This window comes from Mycobacteroides salmoniphilum (genome assembly GCF_004924335.1).
Classification (GTDB): Bacteria; Actinomycetota; Actinomycetes; order Mycobacteriales; family Mycobacteriaceae; genus Mycobacterium; species Mycobacterium salmoniphilum.
The window spans coordinates 3265018-3284172 of the sequence record NZ_CP024633.1; the positions used below are offsets into that span (position 1 = coordinate 3265018).

Here is a 19155-nt window from a genome sequence, read left to right on the forward strand (position 1 = left end):
TTACAGCAAGTTAAGAAGGTCACCAGACCGCGCAATTCAACCCAGCTGTGCACCTTGTCAACTCATCGAACAAGGGCTCGTGCCCTTCGTTACCTACTACTCACTGTTACGACGAAACTGGACACCACATCGGCCCACAATTCGGCCAACTCTTGCACCTCCCTCACCTCAAACAGCAACGCGGGGAATCCGAAATCACCAATCATTCGACCGTTGATCACAACCACGGTGATGTCCAAGGCCGCGGCAGCGGGTAGCGCTGGGTCCGGCATGGATTCATACAGTCCCTCGACAATTGGCTTCCACGCGCCGGCATCCTTTGTGTCGGTCTGTATTTGACCGAGATAGTTAAAGCAGATCCGGCCCGGCATTTCATCGGGCAACTCCTGTGCGGTGTCTCGGTTCATATACCGAAGTAGCCCATACCCAACACCGCCGTCCGGGACCCTTTGCACCCGCTGGGCGACGGCCGATACCACGGCGGCGAGGTCGGCACCATCCACTGAAATGTCCTCTAAACCGCTGTCGGATAAGGTAACCCGCAACGGATATATCGAGTTGAACCAGCCGACAGTCCGCGATAAGTCGGCCCCGGCGAGTTCCTCTCGGCCATGGCCTATCAGCCGCAGAAGTACCGAGGGCAGTACCACACCTCTGCGGCCCTGCCATCGCGCCACAGCGACCGCCAATGCGGCTATCAAAATCTCGCCAATTTGAGTCTTCGACACCATCGGCACATAGCCAAGAACTGCCGAAGTCGTATCGACATCAATGAAGCTTTGCACCCGCTGGATTTTCGAGGTGGTGTCGGCCGTCGGATCGAGCGCCCGAACCCCCGGCAGCGGGTCCGGTCCCTCAATCATCGACTTCCACATCGCAAGTTCCGCCACTCGAGACGCGGAGTTCGCCTCAGCATGCAAGGCGTGCAACCAGGTTCGCATCGAGGTACTGCCGGGCGCCGGGGCCGCCGGTCGTCCCGCCTCGACATCCACCCATGCCGCCGCCAGGTCCTCCATCACGATCCGTGATGACACTCCATCGAAAATCAGATGGTGCGCCACCAGCAACAGACTGCCCGCGCAATCAGATCCGAAGTCAAGCCACACCGCTCGAATAACCTCGCCCGTAAAAGGATTCAACTCGCTTACAGCCGCTTCCCATGCGTCCTTCGGGATGCCTTGATCACTCTCGACGTGGACCCGGCTCAGCAATGCGTCAACATCTATCGAGTCTGCCGCCTCGGCAATCATGCGCCATTCCTGATGAGACCCAACCTCTATGCGGCACAACCGCGCCCGCAGCATATCGTGCCGCTCGATGACCGCCGCGAGCACTGACACGAGCGAGCGCCGATCGATACCTTTGGGCAATCTGATGAGCGTGGATAGATGGAAACGGCTACAGCCGTTGCCGCCCAACTCCATTAACCATCCGGCCGCGGGCGACAACTCCATCTCACCCACACCCCCGCCAGAGACTTCTTGCAGAGCCGGGACTGTTGCTTCACTCGTGATGAACTGAACCAATCGCTTTACTGTGCGTTTCTCGATCACGTCGCGAGAAGTGAACACCATGGAGAGCTTGCGTGCCCGCGCCACGATCTGAGTCGAGAGAATGCTGTCTCCGCCAAGTGCGAAGAAGTCATCGTCGATACCGACCCGATCCACTCCGAGCACTTCGGCAAATACACCGCCCAGAACCCGCTCGGCTTCGGATGTGGGAGCACGATATGTCTTCTGCACCATCGACGGAGCGGGCAGTCCGGCTCTGTCCAGCTTTCCAGACGCGGTCAACGGCCACTCATCGAGCACCACAATCACCGACGGCGCCATGTACTCGGGCAGCCGCGCCCGGGCGAACTCGCGAACCGCGTCAGCTAAGACGCCAGCCATCGGCTTGTTCGACGACGGTGTGACAGAGCGACCGGACGCGCCGGGGACGTAGGCGTCGACGATGCATCGTGCACTCAGCGCAGACTTCTGCACGAAAACGGCCTCCATGCATCCCCGTCGCGCAGACCACGTGACCGCGCAGGAGTAGCCGCTGTCGGCCGCCACGGTATGGAGATCGTCCGGCAGCATCCCTTCAGCACGTCCGTACGCGAGGCCGTCCTTGCGATCTGGCAGTCCCGCTACCCCTTTCGCGTTCTTCGCGAGCTCCTCGACCGCGCGGACCTCGGTCAACAGCCCCCGATGCGGAATGCCTGCCACTCGGACGCATTCCATACTTCGCCCGAGGAGTAGCGCTCGGATGGTATCCACGTCGACATACTCGACGTTCGTCGCCTTCCTCACGGACACAGTAGGTTTAGGTAACTTATGCAGGACCACGTCGTATCTGTAACGCGTCAGTTCGTTGATCGAGCTGCCCCGTTTGAGTTGGATGTCGTGCTCGATAACGCCGGGGAACTCATGGGCAATGTCGGAGAAGAAGTGCGGTTCCACCAACAGTTCGCGCTGGTTCGACAATCGCCTCCGCACGCGCCGACGTACATCGCCGAAATCACCATCATTTCCCCGCGTCAGTTCCACTCCGGTCTCGAGCTCCTCTAGGTATCTCAGACTTCGCACGTCACCGAGGAATAGCGCACCTCCTGGCGCGAGGAGCCGAAGAGCCTCATCGATGACACGCCGGAGGTAACACGCACTGGGGAAATACTGCACTACTGAATTGAGTATGACCGTGTCAAAGGATCCGGTGGCGTAGTCACCCAATTCGTCTGCCGCACCGACAATGAGATGGACATGTCTCGCCCAACCCTCGTTCACATCGCGCAGCCACTCCTCAAGGCGGGCAACGGTTACGGGAGAGAGATCCGAGCCACAGTAGACCTCACACAGGGGGGCAATCTTCGACAAAATCAGTCCCGAGCCAACGCCGATCTCCAGTACTCGCCGCGGGCTGAGCTCGCGAATGCGGTCCACCGTTAGGTCGCGCCATTCACGCATCTGATCCAACGGGATCGGAGCTCCCGTGTAGCTGCTGGTCCAGCCCGTGAAATCGTCGTCGGCCGCTGAGCCGAATCGTGGCGACTGATGTTGTGTCCCATTGCCATACAACTCGTCGTAGACGTCACGCCAACGATGCACCGTATCGCGCTCATGCGTCGCGCCGAAGTCGCCTGATGCCGAGACGTATCCCACCAGCCTGGAATCTTTCGCCGGGCCCTCCGCATGCGCTATCACTACGGCACGGTCGACAGCAGGATGATCAGTCAGTACGGCTTCTATCTCACCCGGCTCAATGCGTACACCGTGGACTTTCATCTGAAAATCCTTGCGGCCCAGATATTCCAGGTACCCCGATGCATTCCACCGCACTACATCACCAGTACGGTACATGCGTTCCCCTGCCGCGGTCGGGCAGGCTACAAAGCGCTGTGCGGTCAGTCCCGGGCGGTTGACGTAACCACGAGCCAGTTGGATTCCGGCGATATACAGTTCACCCGCCACTCCCGGTGGCACCGGCCGCAGCCATCCATCCAGAACGAAGAGCCGGGTACCCGCAACCGGCACGCCGATCGGTACCGTGTCCGTATCCGTCTCTGAAACTTGGTGCGAAGTAACATCAATGGCTGTTTCCGTGGGCCCGTATAGGTTGTGTATCTCGACACCAGCTGCACGTACACGGACGGCCAGATCGGCAGGCAGTACTTCACCCGACGAGATGATCATCCTCAAGCCCCGGCATGCCGATAGATCGGCTTCGGCCGCGAACACCTCCAACACCGAAGGAACGAAGTGGGCAATCGTAATCTGCTCGGTGCGTATGAGAGTCTCCAGATAAGCATGATCGGTATGCCTGTCTGGAGAGGCGATGACCAATCGCGCTCCACATAGAATGGGCCACAACATCTCCCACATCGAGACATCAAAAGTAGCAGGAGTCTTGTGCAGCACCACATCGCTGGAACCCATGTGGTATCGCGCTTGCATCCATCCCAGATGGGCGGTAATGGCCGCGTGATCGACCATCACCCCCTTGGGCCGTCCGGTTGAACCAGAAGTGAAGATTATGTAGGCAATGTGGGCTGGCTGAAGTAGACACGTACGGTCGGCGTCACTGACTGGACTCCCAGAGAACCCCGACAAGTCAATCTTGTCGATCGCGATGACGGGGACAGACGCCGGCAGCCCTTGGATATGCGGGTCACCACTCCTCGTAAGAACAAGACGCGGTGTGGTCACCTCTGCGATATGTGCGTTGCGGTGTTCCGGCGACGCCGGATCGATAGGCAGGTAGGCGCCGCCCGCGACAATCACCGCGTACATACTCACCAACATGTCCACCGACCGCACCATCGCGACCCCTACGACGGTCTCGGGCCCGACACCCAGTTCAATCAACTGTCGCGCCAGCCGATTGACCCCGCGTGCGAATTCTCGGTACGTCCACGAAATGCCGTCACTGCGGACAGCCACTTCGCCTCCGTGATTCGCCATCCGCTCTGCGAAGATCTGCGCGAGTGAGATCTTCTCGGGAACAACGGGCGGCTCTGCGAGCTCATTACCATCACCCCACGCAAGTACCTGGCGCCGTTCCTCATCATCGAGCGTGTTGATCTTGCCCAGTGGGGTATCCCCCGACGCACTCAAGAACTCGTGAAGGTATCTCATACATCGATCGAGCCGTTGCCGGATATCCGCCGCGGTGAAGAAGGCGCCATTCCCCATCAGGTTGATGCGGATGAGACCCTCAGGCCCAGATCGGTAGACGTCGACATGCAGGTACTCGGTATTTCCTGAGGTGAGAATCTCGTACTTGCCCACGGCCGCACCCAGCCGCATCATGTTGTCGGCCAAAAGAATATTGACAGTTGGCCCGAACGCATTCCGCCCCTGTCCCACCGCACCGGCGTCACGTCTTATGTCCTCGAACCGGTACCGCGCATGCCGCAGGCCGGTAGACACCTCGGTGATGGCGGCTCCAATCAGGCCGTCTCGCGTCACCGGGTATCCGCACGGGAGCCCGATCGGTATCGCGTTAGAGATCATTCCGCCGGAAAGTTTCAGCGCCGTGGACCGCCGACCTGCAACGGCAAGCGCCACCATGCCCGTCTCCTGGCCCGCCAGCACTGATTCGAATCCGCAGAGCGCTGCTGTCAGAACCCTGGCGACGCTTGTGCCCGCCGCCCCGGCAACAGCATCCAGCCGCGCGCTTAAGTCCCCGCTAATCCCATCCTGTGCGCGGTGCTCCGATATCCCGCGAGCTCCGGCTTCGCGATTATGTACAGCGACTTCCAGCTCGGCTGTCCGCTCGGCCCAGTAGCGCCGGTCCAGCTCGAAAGCTTCAGAATTCGTGTATTCCTGTTCCAGCGCGATGAGTTCTGACACCGAGAGACCGCGATAGGGAGCTGGCTCGTTCCCTTGAATCCTCGCCGAGTAGTAGTCGGCGATCCGGGCAGTGATTCCGAGACCGCCATAGCCGTCCACCACGGCATGGTGCGACCGCACGTACCAGAAGTAGTGGTCCGGTCCCACCTTGATCAGCGCCCACAGCGTGAGCGGACTACACATCATGCGGAGCGGCCCGGTGTAGTCGCCACGCATCCACGAATACGCAGCAGCGACCGGGTCCGCCTCGTCGCTAAGGTCCACCCACAGTAAGTCTCTGCCTAGGCTCGGAGATAACCATTGGTACGGACGGCCATCGCGTTCAGAGAATCTGATCACGCCGGCACCGGACGCCGCGAGCTCGTAATTGCACGCTTGCGCTAGCAGTGGAAAGTCCACAGAGCCCGTGAGTTCTACGCAGTGCGCCACATTGCCTGCGGCCCCATCGGCAGGATCCACCGCCATCCACTGCTCGGATTGTGCGCGGGTGAGCTCCAGTCTCTGGAGATGCTGCGCATCCATCAGTGTTGCTCCTTGGCGAAGGCCCGGAACTGTTCCCCCAAGAAGGTCAGAACGTCCGGCACCGCAACAGTTGATCCAGGGCAGCGGCGGGCTAGCGTGGCGATCTCGTCTGCTTCACGGGCCATGCACTCCATCGCAATTTCGGGACGCGGAATGTACCGCGGCTCTCTTTCCAGCTCGAACGAAGGCCCTGCGGTCCTTCCCGCCAGCCCGGACGGCAGGGTGACGATCAGCTCGCCCAATGGGCGCAGCACGGTAACCATGATGTCTAAAGCCCAATTCATCAAGGGAGATCGCCGCAAGTTGCCCGCAGGACAGTAGCCAAAATGCTGCACCATAAGCTGCGCGGCCAACTGATAGGAACGGTTGAACGCCGTCATGGCGTCCCGTGCAGGTGCATTGGTGACATGGCACCTTGCGGCGTCAGCAGTATGCAGCGTTGGGTTGCGCAGAACCGGATACGCCGGGTCCCAGGGAATACGCTCTCCTCGTGAGGTATTCACGCGTTCGTCGACCAAGGATCCAGAAATCCTCAGGAAGGTCTCGAAGTGCGATTCTTCGTCTGTATTCGGCAACGCGATCTTTCCGCCCTCTCCGTGTTCGGTAACGAAATCGATCGCAAAAATCGCACTAGCGACATCGTCTACTTCCAACTGGTAATCAGGGTGGATAGCATTGACGGACTCGCGCATGAACAGGTGATGCCCTCCCCCGCCTTGATACTTCTTGGCCACCAACGCATCCGGGACTCGCTGAATCCCGGCTCGAATCGCGGCGTAGAGCTCACTCAAGGAGCCATATCGATACGGCCTTTGCGATGTGGGTCGATCATCCACCAGGCCGGGCACCAGCTCGTGAGGTCGTTCGAGTTCCACGAACCGCTCTACGGCAGCAAGTCCAAATGGTTCAAGGGAGAATTCGAGTGGAGTCCAGAGTCTGCCGTTGAGCCGCCCGAAGTCCAACCGCGGTACCTGAAACGGTAGCCCCAATGCCATTCGGATGTTGTTTATGGCGAGGAAGTGAATCATCTCCTCTCTTGCCACATTCATGAGGAGTCCTCGGTATCCATTGTCCAGTGTCTCCGGCCCGGAGCCACACGCCAGAGAGGACTGCCGCTCTGTCCAAATCCCATTTTTTACATAGCATTTCGCAGCGTCGTGAGTCGGGATCGAGTAGGCCGCGTAGAGGTACTGGATCATCACTGCCAGTTCGATCGACAGCGCCTGATCCAGGGCGACATGCAGCTCGCTACGTGTAGTGATCGCCTCGAGCGGCGGGCGGTGCCGAGTAGGCATGGGCGGGACCTGTCGCCGTGCTTCACATGCGAGGAAATACCTGTGCAACAAACGGAGTTGGGGCGCACTTATGTCGCGAGTCGACGGCATGAAGTACGTTCTGTCGCGGTGCACCGGATCGCTGACATGCCAGATCAGCCGTGCGTACGGCTCCACCTTGAACTCATCGGCAAGGCTCAATACGTCCGTCCGCATGAACGAGTACAACAGCTCGTAATAGGCGAACACCTCTTGGTACAGGAGGTCAAAACTGATGGCGCTATCGTGCAATTCGTCGAGGTACCACCGATCCGGGAGTACCCGTAATGAAATACTTCCCGCGGCGGGCCAATACCGCAGTTGGTCATCGTTATCGTATGCACCGCAAGCACTCTCCGCCTCAGGCGATGGCGATCCTTCGGGCTGCAGCAGCACCCGGGTGGTGCCGGCGCGCATGCCTTTCACCGTGATAACCCCGTGCCCGCGGGCATCTGTGCTCATGATGGCATCCGTCGCGTACTCGGCCGTGTCTGCCCCACGTAGGGCCACGATCATCACGTCTTCAGGAAGTGCTCCCGGCGCTTGCGCGACCGTATCCAGTGGCAATGCTCGTGGGTTGAAGAATTGGCGGATGCGTATCCCCCGGACGGCAGCAGGCTCCCCCCTGAAATACGAACGCACAGAGACGTCGACGGCGAAGTCCTCACCAGTTCGTGAGTTCGGATGTTCGAGGAACAAGCTCGCCTCATCAGACTGCACCACCGTTTCAGTCTCTTCCAGCAGGACCCGGCCTGATGCGATGAGGCGCAAAGCAGCGGCCGGATTCCCCTGGCGCTTATCAAGCCTCGGTACTGTGAGAATGCCAGAAGTCAGGTGATAGCTGTTGTCGAGATACGCGCTTCGTGGCACCACGGCGATGACTTCACCTGTGGTCGTCTGTAGTTCCAAATCCCCCATATCGGTCATTTGGTCCACGCAGCCGGCGGGCGTGTGACCGTCTTGCACCCCTCGCCGTACAGCGGGAATCGCGGTAACCAAGTTCATCGCTACCTCTGAGTCCGCCACCTGCACGCTCGCCATATGTGGCAAAGCATCTTCGCCGACAGTATTTTTCGATCGTGGAGTGAGCAATCGGCCAGCAGGGTAGGTGCGCAATTCCGTCGTCCGCCAGGGACCTATTGTTCCGCGCAGCCCCCACCGATCGGGGGAGTCGGCGGCGACCGGGGCCGCCATTCCCGTCAACGCGAACTGGACCACGAGTCCATCTGCCGCATCAGAATCGATCAGGTCACGCAGCGCCGCAAGGCCCGGCGAGGCCCCAGCGCCTTGCAGCCATTGCAGACCGTCGTCTCGGCCTATCGCGAACTGGAACAACGTCGAGCGTCGGAACCACTGCGCGAGTGGATGATCTCCGACTTCATTGACATGATGGGAGTTTTGCCAGCGCGGAGGGCAGTACCCATTGACATCACCGGTCAACAGGTAACCAACATCATGGGAGCGGCCCATGCGCCCAAGGGCCAACTGGCCAATCATCAGTGTTGTGGTCCAGTTTGACGAAGGGTCTACATCAAAAACCCTTGCGCGATTGGCAGTGCTCGCCGTGTACTCACAGTAGTGCCCCCAGAAGTCCACGGCTCGTCCGACGAGCAAGTCATCCGTATCGACCACTCCCGCCACTGACTCGCAAGAGACCACCTTTGCGTCGATCCAAAAGTGCCCATTCCCACCGAAATTCCATCCCTTCACGGTGTGGAAAGGACCACCGGCCGTCAACGCGCCCGACTGATCGAAACGACTCCCAGCGGCTTCCAGCAATTCATCGTATTCTCGAGCTGGCCGGTCAAGCGGAAAAGGACCGTCAACGGTGAGCGGTCGGTTGGTAGCGAGGTCCAGCAGCCCGCTACGCGGCCCGGTCGGCAGGCGCGTTACTGCGACACCTGCGAAATGTACTCTCGGCACGTTCAGCACGCTCATTCTCAGTACGGTCCGTTCCGGATCTCAGGCCGCATCCCAGGCAGCCGCAATCAGAGTGGGTATCAAGTCATGAGTGATGCGCACACCGGGTAGCGCAGCGGTGTAGTCGCGGAGAAACTCCGAAACGGTTTGCGGCGTAATGACTGATCTCATTTCCAGCCACCGCGGTTGAAGCATCATACGCAGGGCAGAGGCCGCCAGTTCTGCGCTGGCGGATGCCTCGTAGATGATGCGAGCATTGTCGAAGGCATAGGCGTATCCGGCGCCGGTGTCCGCCTCGCCATCGGGACGTGTGACATCGACAATCAACAATCGTCCACCGGGCGCGACGAGTTCGCGCAATCGCGGTAGCACCGTAGCCGCCGACCCCATGTGGAACACCGTGTTCACCGACATCACTAGATCGAACAGGCCATCAACATCTGGGGACAGCTCGAGTGCGCTGCGGCATTCGTACCGGATCGGCACCCGGCTCTCTTTGACGGCCGCCAAATCGAGCATGCGCTGGGCGACATCCACACCCACCACATCGTCGTAATGTTCAGCCAGCATGACGCAGTTATTGCCGGTACCGCAACCAACGTCGAGCGCGCGGCTGCCTACGGGCAGATGCTCGACAAGCCATGCACGAATCGGACTGGTACGTGCGTCCCTTACTGCCGTGAAACTCTCGTACATCTCGGCGAGATCATCGAAGTATGGCGTTTCGTCGGGCATCAAGTCCTTGGGATTACCAGCGGTCATACCGCGAAGGTACGTCCGGCTTCATCCGATGGCACTGAGCTGAGCCCCATCGCGATAGAAACTATGCGTATGCGTGGTGTGTATCGCTCTATACGCAGGATGAGCGCCTGGGCAACCGTGGGAATACTGGCAGTACCGCAGGAATCCCCTTACTACACAACAGGTTCAATGGGTGAAATGGGCTATGGAAACTGGCTATGATTGTGACGTTCTCGTCGTGGGGGCGGGTCCGAGTGGGCTATGCACCGCCTTGCTGCTCGCGCAGCACGGAGTGCGCGTGCGGGTCATTGATCGAAAGCCCGGGCCCGTGCAGCAATCTCGTGCGACCATTGTGCACGCCCGGACACTTGAGTACTTCGACCGTCTCGGAGTCGCCGAACACGCCGTTACCTGTGGCCTGCCGATAACTCATGTAGCCATTCACGAGAACGGCCGGCATGTGGGCGAGTTGCCGCTGGCCGGTAGAGGAACAGCGGCTCGGACCAGGTTTCCCTATGCACTCGCCCTAGAACAGTTCGCGACCGAGAGGCTTCTCGTCGCCGCGCTCGCTAGGCATGGCACAGACGTTGAATGGTGCTGTGCCGTAGAAGATATCGCCGAGATGGCTAACGGCGTGCATGTGGGCATTCAGGGCCCCACGGGTGTCGGCAGTATTTCTGCTCGCTGGCTCGTTGGCGCAGACGGGGCCAGCAGCACAATCCGGCGTCTTACCGGTCAGGAATTTCACGGCGAAACATACACACAGAAGGGGCTTCTCGCCGATGTCGACATGGAGGTTGACCTTGGTATCAAGAAGATGCGCCTGAACCTCACGCGTGGCGGATTCGTGGGGGTGCTTCCACTCGCGAGTGGGCACTACCGGCTTTTCGGTGTGGTACCGCCAGACTTTCACCGCGGGCCAGAAGCGGAGATCCTGTCACACGATGCCTATGCGCGACTCGACGACAGCGACCTGCGACACTGGTTCGAGTCCTACTTCTCGGTCGAAGCGAAGTTGCAGACTATCGTGTGGGCGGCCATGTTTCGATTTCACAGTCGCATCAGCAAGCGTTTCCGTGTCGACCACTCCTTTCTCGTTGGCGACGCCGCCCACATTCACAACCCTGCTGGAGGGCAAGGGCTCAATCTCGCAGTCGGCGACGCGGTGAACCTCGGATGGAAGCTCGCACAGGTTGTCAAGGGCGAGGCGCCGGCGTCGCTGCTGGAAACCTATGAAACCGAACGTCGTCCGATCGCCGCCGCCGTGTTGGCTCGCACTGATATCGGATTCAAGCTAGAGACATCAACCAGCCCCATGGCGTTGTGGATGCGAACGCACGTGGCAACTCGTGCAATCGGCCTTGCCTGCCGCCTGCCGCCGGTACGCAAGTTGTTCTTTGACATGTTCTCTCAGTTATGGATCAATTACCGGACTAGTACTGCCATCGATCGCTCGGACTCCCCCGGCCGTGGCCCTCACCCCGGCGATCGGGCACCCTATGCGACTCTCATCAGTCCCCGCGGCTCGGCCCGCAGCGTCATGGCGCTTACGCATCCACCGAACTATCACGCTCTCTTGATCGGAGCCATCGATCCATGCCAAGCTGCCCACCTGAGGAACCTCTTGACGGCTCGATACACCGCCGAAGTCGCGACGCATGTACTTACCGAAAACGAAACCGAGGTCTGCCGCGCATATCGGGTTACCAAGAACCCCAAGCTGGTCCTGGTGCGTCCAGACGGACATATCGCCGCCATCGTCCATCCATTCAACTGGGACACGCTCACGTATGTGCTACGGCATCTCGACGAGGCGCTGCTCCGCGTCGATCAAGACCGCGGCGAACACTAGTAACGGCAGAGCATTAGCGACGACGGGCCATGAAAGACCATGTCGCCTGGGTACTCCACCGTGTCGACGGCAAACTCGCCGAGTACGTCAAGCAACAGACCGAGGCCGATCTCAATCTCGGCGCGAGCAAGTGCTGCACCGAGGCAATAGTGAATTCCGTGCCCAAACCCAACACCGCACCCCGCGCCGCGATCGAGGCGCAGGGCATCCGGATCAGGAAAACGTGCGGGATCGCGATTGGCCGCACCCAGTACCGCCACCACCCGAGTGCCGCGGGGAATGTCGTTCCCTGCCAAGGACACGTCGCGGTACGCCCAACGAGTCACCGACTGCACCGGTCCATCGAATCGAACCAGCTCCTCGACCGCTGAGGTCGGAACACCCTCCGAAGCCCGCAGCAGGCTCAGCGCCTCCCGATCTTCGCCGAGAGCCAGGACCGCCTTGCCGAGTAGATTCGTCGTCGTTTCGTGTCCTGCCGACATGAGATGTACACAGCTAGAGGAGATTTCATCGGCAGAAAGCGCGCCATCCGACGCCATCAACGACACCAGGTCGTCTTTGGGGGCTCTCCGCCGCTGTCTCGCCTGCGAGGCAAAGTACTCAGTAAGTTCCGCCGCCGCGGTGTCAGCGAGCCAGAACACTTCAGCGCCACTCGCGAACCTCCGACTACTGCTTACAGCCTGAATAGCTATTACTCTGTCTCGTAACCACTTCCAGTCCGATGTTGGCACACCTAACAACTCTGAGATCACCAAAATCGGCAACGGTGCCGAAAAAGCCTCTACCAGATCGAATTCCGATTCATCGGCGCAGCGTGAAAGCAGCGCGACAGCAATCTCAGTAATTCGTTGCCGTAACCCCGCAACTACCGCAGGAGAGAATCGCCCAGCGAGTACAGACCTTAGTTCGGTGTGCCGGGGCGGGTCGAGAAACACCAGCCAGCTCTCCACCATATTCCGCAGGGCGACACACTCCGCCGGGACCAGGCCGGCGGCCCCGGAATGACCCGCCGTGGCCGCGCGGCGCCCAAAACTCCTACTAGAGAGAGCCTTCGCCACCTCGTCGTAGCCGAGTAAATAGTGCGTCCCGTCTGCGCCGCGATGGATCGTTGCCACATCACGGTAGCGCCGGTACACCGGATAGGGGTTCGCGACTTCGGCGGCCGACCAGCCGGTTAAGGCAAATGGCGGCAGCGTGTCACGGTTCACGATTCCGGTCACCTCGAGTAGACGCCTCGTACTCGTTCGACAAGCTCCTCCGGATTCACCGGAGGCCGCTCGCCGCGCCAGGCGACGTGACCGTCTGGTCGGACTAGAACGAACCGCTGCGCATAAAGTTCGGCAATATCCCGCTGCCTCTCAGCGACCACCGTCAACGGGACACGCTTATCTGCGAAAGCCCTTTCCAGCCGCCGAATTCGACCAGATGGCGCAAAACACAGCAATACGAATCCCTTGCCAAACAGATCCAGCGTCGAGGCTCCCGTCGCCAGCCAGGCGTGTGGAGCGCGTGATCCGGGTCGCGTGCTGGGCCGCATGTCGTCTACGCCGGAAGATGAATGCACCGCAGGGCACACCTCCGAGTCTGGAATCACCAACGGAGAGTTCTCATATCTGAAACCAAGATGGATATCGGGGGCGTCAAATTCCCTGGCCAGCCCACTGTCAGCGAGTGCGTCCCGGGCACGCGCACGCAACCACTCACCGTGTGCGGAGTCATCCCCGAGCCCGTCCGGAACCGTGCGTTTCATTGCCCGGACAAGATTGTGGTTGGCCTCCTCCACTCCCCTGAGCGCGACCGGCCTACGCTCAACGGCGTAGCTATCGAGTAGGTGGGGCCCGGCCCATCCATCCAATGTGGCGGCTATTTTCCAACCAAGGTCGGCGGCGCCACAGATTCCGGTGTTCATGCCGAAACCACCAGACGGCGAGAGTGTGTGTGCAGCATCACCGACCAAGAACACTCTGCCGTGACGGAATCTCTCGGCCACGCGATGCACCAAATGCCACTCGTTGTCCGACAACACCTCGACCGGAGTGCTAAACGCAATTGCTCTCCTTACCAACGCGTCAGCGTCGTCCATCGCCTCCCGGTCACCCTGGAGCCCAACGGTCAACCGATAGAGCTCCCGACCGTCAAGCGCTCTCACAGGGAATCTCAGTGCGGAGGACATCATCAGGTAGTAGAAACCCGCAGCAGACTCCCCCAGCTGCATGCCTAGCTTGGGCGCACGGAACAGAATGTTGCGAAAAGTCTGTGTGCGGTGCAACGGCGGCGCCGAGATACCACACGCATGCCTGACGTATGAAGAAGTGCCGTCACACGCGACCATGTATCGCGCATGGATTGTCGATTGCACACCCGTCACGAGGTCAGTGACCCGGCCGAATACACCTTCGTCGTCCTGATCAAAGCTATCGAGCCGAGTACGTGTCAATATAGGACCCGCGGGAGCGATGCCGAGGTCGGCGTAAAGCAATGGCGCCAGCCAATGCTGCGGACAGATCGCATCCGGTTCTGGCGTGTGTTGGTAGTCCGGTCGCGTGTCCATGGTGAATCTACGAACCCGGAACAACTCATGGCCGCCGATCTTGGTGACCCACGCGCAATCCAGTGAATGGTCGCCGGGCCAACCGGACTTGCGGATCTTCTCCGCGACCCCCCAGCGGCGGAACAACTCCATCGACCGCGGACCAATGCCACTCACTCTCGGATGAGTGACCGTACCGTCGCCAGACTCAACGATCACGAAGTCCACACCGCGCGAGCGTAATTCCATCCCCATGGCCAGTCCTGTAGGCCCACCACCGACGATCAACACATCGACAGAACGTTCCGCATCCGCAGTCACGCCGCACCCCCCTCGCGGCCGCCGCCACGAGCCACGGCTCCCACGCCGATCGACTGCAGGTAGGCGTCTATCTGGTTCACGGCTTCCAAGCCCGACTCCACCGCACCCTCGATCCAGGCCGGGACAGACGAGCAGTGCTCACCGGCGAAGAACAACGCACCCTGGGACGCTGCCGCCAGCACGCGCTCCTCCTCCGCCGTATCTGAATCCTTGCCCCACCTGACCGAAGCCGCGCCCATGCTGAGCGGATCCTCACCCCATGCCCGCATTACCCTGCCGCACACCATGCTTGGTTGACTGAGCTCTGGATGGATCTTGCAGAGTTCCGCACGGACCATTGCCAAGCGTTGCTCCCTCGGAATTTGCGCCAGCAAGTCTGCGTCCGGGCCAATGGTGTAGCTGGCCAGTAATGTCGCACCCAGACGAGGATCGCTCTCGACAGGTGGGTAGTAGGTCTGGCGTACCAGGCCGCCGGTAAACGAACCGCCGCCGCTAATCCCGTCGCGCTCCCAGAAGGCCTCACGGCAATGCAGAGCGATCTTGGTCGCTGCCCAGTAACGCATATCTCTGATCACCGCCATCTTGTCTGCGGTCATGCCGGACAACCGAATTCTGCGTAGAACCGAGAAGGGCACCGTGCACAGGACGCAGTGACGTCTGATCAACTCGGTCGCCGTGCCGCGATGTGTCTCTACAAGCACTCCATCGCGCACCACATGCAGGCCGGTGACCCGGCTCCCCCGGTGGATGGGACCGCGTAACTGCGCCGACAAGCGGAGGGCGATCTGATCGATTCCACCTTCCAGGCGGAACAATGCCGATGATGTTTCGGTGACGACGTCGGCGAAGAAAAGCTGGAGCCTGGTTCCACATGCGAAGTTCGGATGGTTGGCGAAGAATCGGTTGAGATCAACACGTTCTACGCCACCTCGTGTGACGATGAACGGCGCCAGATCGATGCGGCGCAGTAGATCGAGCAGCTCGACATTGAGATCCGAGCCAAGACCACGGCGGAACCTATCAGGCGCAATGGCGTTGACACTTGCGGCCAGCCAAGACGCGCACAACACCGCATCATCTGGATAACGCTGTCTTAGAGAGCTTTCCGCAAGAAATTTAGCTACCAGTATTGGTGATGCGTCTCGCACTCGTGCGTGACCATCGGGCGTCGCGAGGTACGTGGAATCATCGGAGAACAGGGTCCGGAATTGCCGTACCCGATCGGACAGCCCAAGCTGATCGACCAATTTCATTGTTCGGCAGTGCCGGGCCGGGATCCGCATCGCACCAAGTTCGGCGATTGGCCCCTTTCGATCCGACGAGAAACTATGCGTGTGTAAGCGCCCGCCCACAGTCGGACGCGCCTCGAGAAGCTCGACATGATGGCCACGCTGTTCCAGCTCATACGCCGCGACAAGTCCGGCGACACCAGCGCCAATAACAGTGACACCCTGTGACCGGACGATTCCCTTCTTCCCATGTGTTTCACTCGGCGCCAATGTCATCCGCGCATACTCCTCGGGGTTTGGTTTCTTATCCACTTCCCATCCTCTGTCCAGGCCGGCAGTCTCCACATCACTCATCTGCCCAAACATCCGAGTGGTAGTCGACCGCAATGTGAGCGGTGTCTGGACCTTGAACCCACACGTATGGAGTGAATCGCTCTCTCACAGCGAGCAGGTGCGTCGGCTCATGTTGTTCAGTACATCTGAGCGAGATACTCATGGTGAGTGGGTAATGAATCCCGCAGACGTGATGCCTGTTGTGCAAGCAGGTCAAACTCGCGCTGTGCGCGCGTCGCATCGAGATGCCGCATGGCCGTCGACGCCCGCCCCGGAATTCCACCAAGCCCGAGGAACATGCATACGTACGAGTAGGGCTCGAATCCGTGATAATGAGGGTAGACAGATCCAGCGTCAGGCAGCTTGCTCCGCCATTGCTCGATCCGCTCCGAGAGAGCAGCGGGAAGCTCGACGCACTTCGTGTCGCGCCAGTACTGGGTGTCCGTACGCGCGGCCAAATAGTAATGAAGAACAAGGAATTCGCGAACACCATCCATACATCGATTGATCACGCGGTTGTAGGAATCTCGCAGGCTCTCCTCCCAGTTCTCGTCAGGGAAGTGCTTCACCAACTGCTCTATGCCATGCTGAATAAAGAAGATCCCGGTTGATTCGAGAGGTTCAACGAACCCACTGGCCAGCCCAATTGCCACACAGTTCCGCGCCCAGCTTCTTCGGCTACGCCCGATGCGCATCCGAATGTGATCGGCCTCCAACCCTTCTGCTGCCGGACCGACGAAGTCACGCAGAGCACGCTCCGCGTCCTCGGGACTGCAGTAATCCGCGGCGTACACATAGCCGGAACCGATCCGACCAAACAGGGGGATGCTCCAGATCCATCCCGCGTCTCGAGCCGTCGCGGTGGTGTATGGCGGCAGATGCCTGCGGTCCTGGTCGGTTGGGACGCGCAAGGCAACCGCCCGATCATTGAGGAGACTCCCCTGATACGACTCAAATGGCTCCCCCATGGCACGACCGAGCAGCAGGCCGGCAAATCCTGTGCAGTCGATGAAGAGATCACCCCCGATGCCGCCATGCGCGCGCGTACGCACGTGACTGATCCAGCCACGATCGTCCTGTAGGACATCCACGACGTCATCGACTACATGGCGGACACCACGCCGAACCGCAAAGTCTCGCAAGAAATCTGCAAGCAGCGATGCATCAAAGTGATACGCGTACGGAAACTGCTCCTCCTGTTCGGACAGTGTCGTTCGATATGCGGCGCCCTCCCCGCCAGTGGCCATGTACAACGAGCCATCGAGGCGACGCGGCGATTTCTCGTTGTCGCACAAGGTACCTGTCAAAAAGCAATCGCGATCGAAGCTATCGGACCTCGGATTGTTCAGCCACCAGTCGGTGAGACTGAATCCGTCGACGACACGCTGTCGTTCGAAGGGGTGATAGAAATGATGACCCGGCTGGCGCCAGTCCTGAAACCGGATACCCAGTTTATATGTGGCGCAGCATGATGGCATCCACTCGTGCTCCTCCAGGCCGAGATATTCGAAGAAGTGTCGTATCGTGCTAAATGTTGCTTCGCCGACTCCGATTGCCCCGATCCGCCCCGACTCCACCACTGTCACCGTGATCCTGTCGCCGAACGCGACCTTCAGATACGACGCAGTCATCCAACCCGCAGTGCCACCACCGACAATCACAACGTCTTCCAGCACAACCATTCTCCTCATCTAGCGCAGGCATACAGTGGAGAGCGAACGTGCTCGGGCCCAAACCCGACACCAATCACGTGGCTCATGGACTTTTGCAGTATTTCGAATCGATCGAGGACTTCCGGGAACCGCGGCTGATGGCTTCCGTTCAAGGCACCATCGATACCGAACCGTTGAACCATGCGTTGCAGCCCTTGGGACAGCACCGTCGGCGCCCAGCGTCTGTGCTGAACCTTCGCCAAGGCGGCACAGTCAATTTCGATACCAGTAGCCTGCGCCAGCCGTATCGGCTGCCACAGAATATTTGCGGTCGCTACCGCGTCCTGTATGGCCAGGTTGACGCCGAGTCCGGCCACTGGCGACATTGCGTGCGCTGCGTCACCGATGAAAAGCAGCCCCGGGACATGCCAGCGTCGGAGCCGGTCGATACGGCATTGCAACACGCTGACATCTTGAATCCCACGAATATCGTCAACTCGGTCAGCCATGAACGGCACCAACCGCGCCAAGTCCGCACGCAATGCGTCTACCCCTTGACGCCGCAGCACGTCGAAACCACCGCGACTGGTCTCATACGACATCTGCCAGTACGTACCGCGATCGGTAGCTCCGAAGATCTTTCCCCGCCCTAGACGTACGCAAATGCCCTCTGCGGGGTCTGTCTCCAGCCGGCGGATCCTGAAGAAGACAACATCGAGAGCACACCCGAGATCCTTGGGTGAGAAGGCAATATCGCGACGCAGCACCGAATGACGACCGTCGGCTGCCACTGTAAGCGCCGCCTCAATGCGAAATTCCCCCGTGCGGTCACGTACCCTGACTCCCGTAATACGTCCGCGATCGCGGGTCACACCCACCGCCTGAGTCGACATGAGAAGCCGAAAATTGTCGTATCGCTTTGCCTCCCGCGCCAGGAGCGAAAGAAAATCCCACTGCGGCACCAATGCGATGTAAGGAAAGCGCACGTTCAGCTTATTGAAATCGGCGATGTTGAAACGCTTCCCATTCTGAACCACACCAACGGTCGAGACCTTCTGGTGTGATAGTCGTTCAAATTCTTCGGAGAGACCAAGCTCCGCGATGACTTCCAAAGTAGAGGGATGCACCGTATCGCCGCGAAAGTCCCGAATGAAGTCTGAATGTTGCTCCAGTACAACTACTTCTATCTCGGCACGGGCCAGCAGTAAGCCCAGCAACATCCCGGCGGGCCCTGCTCCCACTATGCACACCGTTGTCCGAAAATCGGCCATCGTTCACCACCTCACCCATGCGACTTCTCAGGTTCCTTGGTAACGATCTTGCGCGCCGCGTCGTGCGCTCCACATCACGAACATGGTCAGTGGCGTTCCGCTTTTCGCGTCTGTCAATCGCCCAGCACAGTCCTCAAG

At 59.9% G+C, this 19155-nt stretch carries 9 protein-coding genes; 1 reads left to right on the top strand and 8 read right to left on the bottom strand.

The genetic code is table 11. From position 1 onward, the window contains the following. Nucleotides 1-89 precede the first annotated feature (89 nt). The 3 genes from DSM43276_RS16245 to DSM43276_RS16255 are packed head-to-tail and all read right to left on the bottom strand — an operon-like array spanning nt 90 to nt 9850. On the bottom strand, nt 90-5855 hold the full coding sequence (locus tag DSM43276_RS16245) for a non-ribosomal peptide synthetase (RefSeq protein ID WP_078329623.1): 5766 nt from the start codon (nt 5853-5855) through the stop codon (nt 90-92). Then, the gene (locus DSM43276_RS16250) at nt 5855-9106 is read right to left on the bottom strand and encodes a ferritin-like domain-containing protein (RefSeq protein WP_078329622.1); all 3252 of its coding nucleotides are present in this window, start codon (nt 9104-9106) and stop codon (nt 5855-5857) included. The genes DSM43276_RS16245 and DSM43276_RS16250 overlap by 1 nt, the downstream gene beginning before the upstream one ends. Before the next feature lie 24 nt (nt 9107-9130). Next, nucleotides 9131-9850, bottom strand: a complete 720-nt coding sequence (locus tag DSM43276_RS16255; RefSeq protein WP_078329621.1) for a class I SAM-dependent methyltransferase — start codon at nt 9848-9850, stop codon at nt 9131-9133. Nucleotides 9851-10034: 184 nt separating this feature from the next. Between DSM43276_RS16255 and DSM43276_RS16260 the strand changes: the two genes are divergently transcribed. Continuing rightward, nucleotides 10035-11681, top strand: a complete 1647-nt coding sequence (locus tag DSM43276_RS16260; RefSeq protein WP_078329620.1) for an FAD-dependent oxidoreductase — start codon at nt 10035-10037, stop codon at nt 11679-11681. On the opposite strand, the gene DSM43276_RS23710 is transcribed toward DSM43276_RS16260, so the two are convergent. The 5 genes from DSM43276_RS23710 to DSM43276_RS16285 form a co-directional block, all read right to left on the bottom strand. Continuing rightward, nucleotides 11678-12163, bottom strand: coding sequence for a cytochrome P450 (locus DSM43276_RS23710; RefSeq protein WP_211196734.1), 486 nt, complete (start codon nt 12161-12163; stop codon nt 11678-11680). The genes DSM43276_RS16260 and DSM43276_RS23710 overlap by 4 nt on opposite strands. Nucleotides 12164-12897: 734 nt before the next feature. After that, nucleotides 12898-14532: an FAD-dependent monooxygenase gene (locus DSM43276_RS16270; protein WP_078329619.1), complete on the bottom strand. Its 1635-nt coding sequence runs from the start codon at nt 14530-14532 to the stop codon at nt 12898-12900. Beyond that, on the bottom strand, nt 14529-16115 hold the full coding sequence (locus DSM43276_RS16275) for a flavin monoamine oxidase family protein (protein ID WP_157896031.1): 1587 nt from the start codon (nt 16113-16115) through the stop codon (nt 14529-14531). The genes DSM43276_RS16270 and DSM43276_RS16275 overlap by 4 nt, the downstream gene beginning before the upstream one ends. A 116-nt stretch (nt 16116-16231) precedes the next feature. After that, a complete protein-coding gene (locus DSM43276_RS16280; protein ID WP_211196735.1) occupies nt 16232-17770 on the bottom strand; it encodes a tryptophan halogenase family protein in 1539 nt (512 codons plus the stop codon). 11 nt (nt 17771-17781) lie between these two features. Then, nucleotides 17782-19017, bottom strand: a complete 1236-nt coding sequence (locus DSM43276_RS16285) for an FAD-dependent oxidoreductase (protein ID WP_078329617.1) — start codon at nt 19015-19017, stop codon at nt 17782-17784. Between the last annotated feature and the right edge of the window lie 138 nt (nt 19018-19155).